Annotated in this window: 1 protein-coding gene; it reads left to right on the top strand. The window is 59.2% G+C overall.

Going from position 1 to position 780, the window contains the following annotated elements:
* The coding region (locus tag L5M11_RS23815) for a VCBS domain-containing protein (RefSeq protein ID WP_263193463.1) at positions 1 to 780 on the top strand (780 nt) is incomplete at both ends.

Here is a 780-nt window from a genome sequence, read left to right as displayed (position 1 = left end):
CGGCACCTTAACCGTCACCGACGTCGACAACGGCGAAGCGGTATTCCAAGTGCAAACCAATGTCGCCGATGGCAACTACGGTTTCTTCAGCATTGATGCCGACGGTAACTGGACCTACACCTTAAACAACAGCCACAGCGACGTGCAGTCACTCAAGGCGGGTGAAACCCTGACCCGTGACATCACGGTCACCAGTGCCGATGGCACCGCCAGCCACACCGTGACCATCACCATTGTCGGCGCGAACGATCCCGCTGACATCACRSTCGGTAACGGCGACAGCGATGCCGGCACCGTCACCGAAGACGGCGATWCCGACACCYTGCCAGGCACAGTACAAACGGTGGCCGGCACCTTAACCGTCACCGACGTCGACAACGGCGAAGCGGTATTCCAAGTGCAAACCAATGTCGCCGATGGCAACTACGGTTTCTTCAGCATTGATGCCGACGGTAACTGGACCTACACCTTAAACAACAGCCACAGCGACGTGCAGTCACTCAAGGCGGGTGAAACCCTGACCCGTGACATCACGGTCACCAGTGCCGATGGCACCGCCAGCCACACCGTGACCATCACCATTGTCGGCGCGAACGATCCCGCTGACATCACRSTCGGTAACGGCGACAGCGATGCCGGCACCGTCACCGAAGACGGCGATTCCGACACCCTGCCAGGCACAGTACAAACGGTGGCCGGCACCTTAACCGTCACCGACGTCGACAACGGCGAAGCGGTATTCCAAGTGCAAACCAATGTCGCCGATGGCAACTACGGTTT

The sequence above is a fragment of the Shewanella sp. SM87 genome (assembly GCF_025653705.1).
In the GTDB taxonomy this organism is placed as follows: Bacteria; Pseudomonadota; Gammaproteobacteria; order Enterobacterales; family Shewanellaceae; genus Shewanella; species Shewanella oncorhynchi.
This window is presented reverse-complemented; position numbering and strand designations above follow the sequence as displayed.